The following is a 4,051-nucleotide window of genomic DNA, read 5'->3' as shown; positions in this document are numbered from 1 at the left end:
CCAGTCGTGCGCACCGGAGGCGGTGCGCAACTGGGCGAATCCCTGCGCGTAGGAAATCAGCTTGCCCAGGTACAGTGCACGGCGTACCGACTCGACGAACGTCGCGCGGTCGCCGGTGAACCCGGCCGTCGTGCCCTGCAGCACACGGCTGGCCGCGACGCGTTCGTCCTTCTGCGCCGACAGGCCGCGCGCGAACACCGCCTCGGTGATCAGCGGCAGCGGCACGCGCAGTTCCAGGGCGTCCTGGCAGGTCCACTGGCCGGTGCCCTTCTGCAGGGCGCGGTCGAGGATCATGTCCACCAGATCGTTGCCGCTGTCCGGGTCCTTGCGGGTGAAGATGCGCGCGGTGATGTCGATCAGGTAGCTGTCGAGTTCGCCCTGGTTCCAGTCCGCGTAGACGCGCGCCAGTTCGGCGTTGGATAGGCCCAGCACCTGGCGCAGCACCGCGTAGCTCTCGGCGATCAATTGCATGTCGCCGTATTCGATGCCGTTGTGGACCATCTTGACGTAGTGCCCGGCGCCGTTGGGGCCCATCCAAGCCACGCAAGGCGTGCCATCGGGGGCACGCGCGGCGATCTCGGTGAGGATCGGCTCGACTTTCGCGTAGGCCTCGCGCGGCCCGCCGGGCATGATCGAGGGACCGTGCAGCGCGCCCTCCTCGCCGCCGGAGATGCCGCAGCCGATGAAGTTCAAGCCAGCGGCCTGCATCGCCCGCTCGCGACGGATGGTGTCGCGGTAGTAGCTGTTGCCACCGTCGATCACGATGTCGCCGGGTTCGAGCAAGGGCGTGAGCGCCTCCAGCATGGCGTCCACCGGCGGACCGGCCTTGATCATCAGCAGGATGCGCCGCGGGCGCTGCAGCGAGGCGACGAAGGCCGGCAGGTCGTGGAACGGCACCAGGCGGCGGTCGGGATGGGCGGCCATGACCTGCTCGGTGAAGGTGTTGTCATGGTCGTAGACCGACACCGCGTGCCCGCGGCTTTCGATGTTCAACGCCAGGCTGCGTCCCATTACGCCCATGCCGAACACGCCCATCACCTGCTGGCTCATCGTGCGCTCCCTCCGAGGACTTCGATCCGTCCGATATGGGCCCGGTCGCGCGGCCTACAAGCGTGCCTTGGAGATCGGGGCGCCTCTGTGCGACCGCAAGTCACGGGGGCAGGCAGCGCGGTGCGCCCGGCGTATCAATGGACGCGCTCGGCGCCTCGGTTGGCCGGTCGTGGGGTGTAACGCAATGGCACGAGCGCGATCCGCGCGCCCACCCGCACGTAGCGAAGCGGGCCGGTCACTGCAGTGGTGCCGAAATCGAGCGTCCGGCCGTCCAGCTCCAGCTGCGCGACCGGCGGCGCCAGCCCGATTTTTCGCGCATCGAATGCCGAAGCGGAGCGCCAGGCGACGACCGGCGCCTGCGCGATCTCGGTGAGCTCCTGCAGGCGGCCGTCGTCGGCGCGCCCGCCGTCGGCTTGCCACCAGTGGCCGTCATGGCGGCGGTACGTCTCCGCTGGATGACCGGGCAGGGTGAGCTTCACCGAGGTGATCGACGCAGGCTCCAGGTCCAGCAGGGGGCCCGGTGCCTGGCGTCGGTCGTGCAGGTACTGGATCCCGGCGAGCACGAGCAACGCCAATGCGCTGCCGAACGCGATCCAGCGCTGCCGTGCCTTGCGCCGCATCAGCGCCGGCGCCGACGCCAGGTCAGCACGCCGCCGACGAGCAGCAGCAGCAACGGTAGTGCGAGGAGGAAGCCCAGGCTCAGCGCGTTGAGCTCGGTCTGCGAGATGTCCAGCACGCGATCGGGCGCGCCGCGGGGCGGCAGGGTCACCAGCGCATCGTCGCCGAGCAGCCAGTCGAACACGCGCTCACCCAGGGCGCGGTTGCCGCCGTTGCCGAGGAAGGTGTTGGAAAGGAAATCGCCGTCCCCGATCACCACCACGCGCTGCTGGCTCTTGTCCGGGCTGGGCGAGAGACGCGACAGCGCCAGCCCGAACGCCAGCGGGCCCTTCAGTTCGCCGGCCGCGGCATCGAAACGGATGGTCGACGTGGCTGCGTTCCCGATCGGCTGGAACTCCGTCCAGCTCTGCGGTCCGGACTCGAGGAAGTCCTGTACCGCCCAGTCGTTGCGGTTGACCTGGGCCAGTGCGGCGACCTGCGGGAACAGCGTGGTCAGCATGAATCCGCGGGTGATCGCCTGCGGCGGGTAGTTGCCCAGCGCGAGCAGGCGCGGATCCTTCAGGCCCAACGCCGCGCCACCGCCGTCGACCAGCACGCCGGGCAGCACGTGCAGGCCGAGCGCATCGGCCAGCGGCGCCAGGTTGAGGTCGCTGTTGGCCGGCTCGGTGAGCCACAGCAGGTTGCCGCCGTTGGCGACGTAGTCGACCAGTGCACGCACCGCGCCAGGGGCGAGTGCGAGGGTGGGGCTGGCCAGCACCACCAGGTCGGTGTGCTGCGGCACCGCAGTGACCTGGGCGAAGTTGAGCGGCACCGCCCGCATGCCGCGGGCTTCGAGCTGCCCCATGAAGGTGCCCAGGTCGGCGTTGGCCTGGCCGTCGGCACGACGCTCGCCGTCGCCGGTGACGAAAGCGACGATGCGCTCCCCGCCGCGGGCCAGGCGCTCCAGCGCGTTGGTGAGGCTGCGCTCGGAAAGCTCGTCCAGGCGCTGCTCGCGGTCGCGGTAGTGCACGATGATCGCGCCGTCGACGGTGATGCCGAGCTCGCGCATCTTCGCCGGATCCTGCTGCGGATCGACGAAGCGCAACGTGAGGTCCGGCTTGGCCCGGCGGTAACGCTCGAGGAATCCCGCGACGGTCCGGCGCAGGTCGCCCTGCGGGTTCGCATAGCTGACGATCTCGACCGGACCGTCGAGCTGGCCGAGCACCGCGCGGCTCTCGGGCGACAGGCTGGCACGCGCGCCAGCGGTCCAGTCGGCGACGAATACGTGCCGGGTGGACAGGTAGCCGACGGCGCCGGCGCCGACGAGCAGGGCCACTGCGAACAGCCAGCCGTCCAGACGTCCGAACAGCGTACGCATCAGCCGCGCTCCCGCTCGGCCGCCACGCGGCGGATGGCCAGCGCCAGGCACACGATCGCCAGCAGCACGAACCACACCACGTCGGAGCTGACCACCAGCCCCCGCAGCAGTGGCTGCAGGTGCGCGCTCATCGCCAGCCAGTTGATCGCACCGCCTTCGACGCCGGCCAGCTGCGCGCCCATGTTCACGGCCCACAGGCCCAGCGTGAGCACCAGCGCGGCCGCGGCCGCGAGCGCCGGGTGCGAGGCGAAGGCCGAGCAGGCCAGCCCCAGTGCCGCGAGCGAGGCCAGCAGCAGCGCCATGCCGAGCCCGGCGGCCGCGAGCTTGCCCCAGTCGATCGCGGTCGCGTGCGCCAGCGCTACCGGCATCGCCAGCACCAGCGCCAGCCAGGCCAGCAACCAGACCAGCACCGCGGCGTACTTGCCCAACACGATGCGCGAGGGGGTCAGACCCATGCCGAGCAACAGCGCCAGACGCCCTTCGCGGCGCTCGCCGGCCAGTGCCGACATCGACAGCAGGGGCACCACCAGGAAGGCGAGCTCGGCCAGCTTGGCCAGCAGCGGCACGGCCACCAGGTCGGTATAGCCGGGGCCGTCGGGCAGGGCGGCCAGACGGACCTGCGCGGCCAGGAAGCTGCCCAGCAGCAGGGTGAAGTTCCACGCCAGCCAGGCAAGCGTGAGGGCACCGAGCCCCCAGCCCAGCGGGCGAACGAACAGCCGGCGCAGTTCCAGCCGCGTCACGGCCAGCGCGCTCATGCGGCGGCCCTGGCGGTGGCGATGGCGAAGAAGCGCTGCTCGAGCGCCACGTGGTCGTTGGCGTCGAGCCCGCCTTCGTAGCGCAGCGTGCCGTCATGCAGGATCGCCACCCGATCGCACACGGCTGTGACTTCGGCCAGCACGTGGGTGGACAGGATCACCGCCGTACCGGCCGCGGCCTGTTCGCGGATCAGCCCGCGCAGCGCGGCGACCTGCACCGGATCGAGCGCGTTGCCCGGCTCGTCCAGCACCAGCAGCGCCGGCTGGTGCA

The 4,051-nt window shown here is 70.9% G+C and carries 5 protein-coding genes; all 5 read right to left on the bottom strand.

All coding sequences use genetic code 11. The features are described from left to right. Nucleotides 1-1,050: NADP-dependent phosphogluconate dehydrogenase (gene gndA / locus VFH59_RS05520; RefSeq protein WP_325163885.1), on the bottom strand; the 1,050-nt coding region annotated here is incomplete at its 3' end. A gap of 134 nt (nucleotides 1,051-1,184) precedes the next feature. Then, nucleotides 1,185-1,670 carry a hypothetical protein gene (locus VFH59_RS05515; RefSeq protein ID WP_325163884.1) on the bottom strand — a complete coding sequence of 162 codons (486 nt, stop codon included), beginning with the start codon at nucleotides 1,668-1,670 and terminating at the stop codon, nucleotides 1,185-1,187. After that, nucleotides 1,670-3,025 carry a GldG family protein gene (locus tag VFH59_RS05510; protein ID WP_325163883.1) on the bottom strand — a complete coding sequence of 452 codons (1,356 nt, stop codon included), beginning with the start codon at nucleotides 3,023-3,025 and terminating at the stop codon, nucleotides 1,670-1,672. The genes VFH59_RS05515 and VFH59_RS05510 overlap by 1 nt, the downstream gene beginning before the upstream one ends. Then, nucleotides 3,025-3,780 (bottom strand): ABC transporter permease subunit, encoded by a 756-nt coding sequence (locus VFH59_RS05505; RefSeq protein ID WP_325163882.1) that lies wholly within the window; start codon nucleotides 3,778-3,780, stop codon nucleotides 3,025-3,027. Before VFH59_RS05505 ends, VFH59_RS05510 begins: the two co-directional genes overlap by 1 nt. Further along, the coding region (locus VFH59_RS05500) for an AAA family ATPase (protein ID WP_414655853.1) at nucleotides 3,777-4,051 on the bottom strand (275 nt) is incomplete at its 5' end. The genes VFH59_RS05500 and VFH59_RS05505, both read right to left, overlap by 4 nt.

Origin of the sequence: Frateuria sp. (assembly GCF_035695185.1) — a bacterium.
In the GTDB taxonomy this organism is placed as follows: domain Bacteria; phylum Pseudomonadota; class Gammaproteobacteria; order Xanthomonadales; family Rhodanobacteraceae; genus Frateuria_A.
This window is presented reverse-complemented; position numbering and strand designations above follow the sequence as displayed.

Excerpts from the sequence above, each read along its gene's own strand:
- VFH59_RS05510 (WP_325163883.1), bottom strand. The coding sequence starts at position 3,025 with ATGCGTACGCTGTTCGGACGTCTGGACGGCTGGCTGTTCGCAGTGGCC.
- VFH59_RS05515 (WP_325163884.1), bottom strand. The coding sequence starts at position 1,670 with ATGCGGCGCAAGGCACGGCAGCGCTGGATCGCGTTCGGCAGCGCATTG.
- VFH59_RS05505 (WP_325163882.1), bottom strand. The coding sequence starts at position 3,780 with ATGAGCGCGCTGGCCGTGACGCGGCTGGAACTGCGCCGGCTGTTCGTT.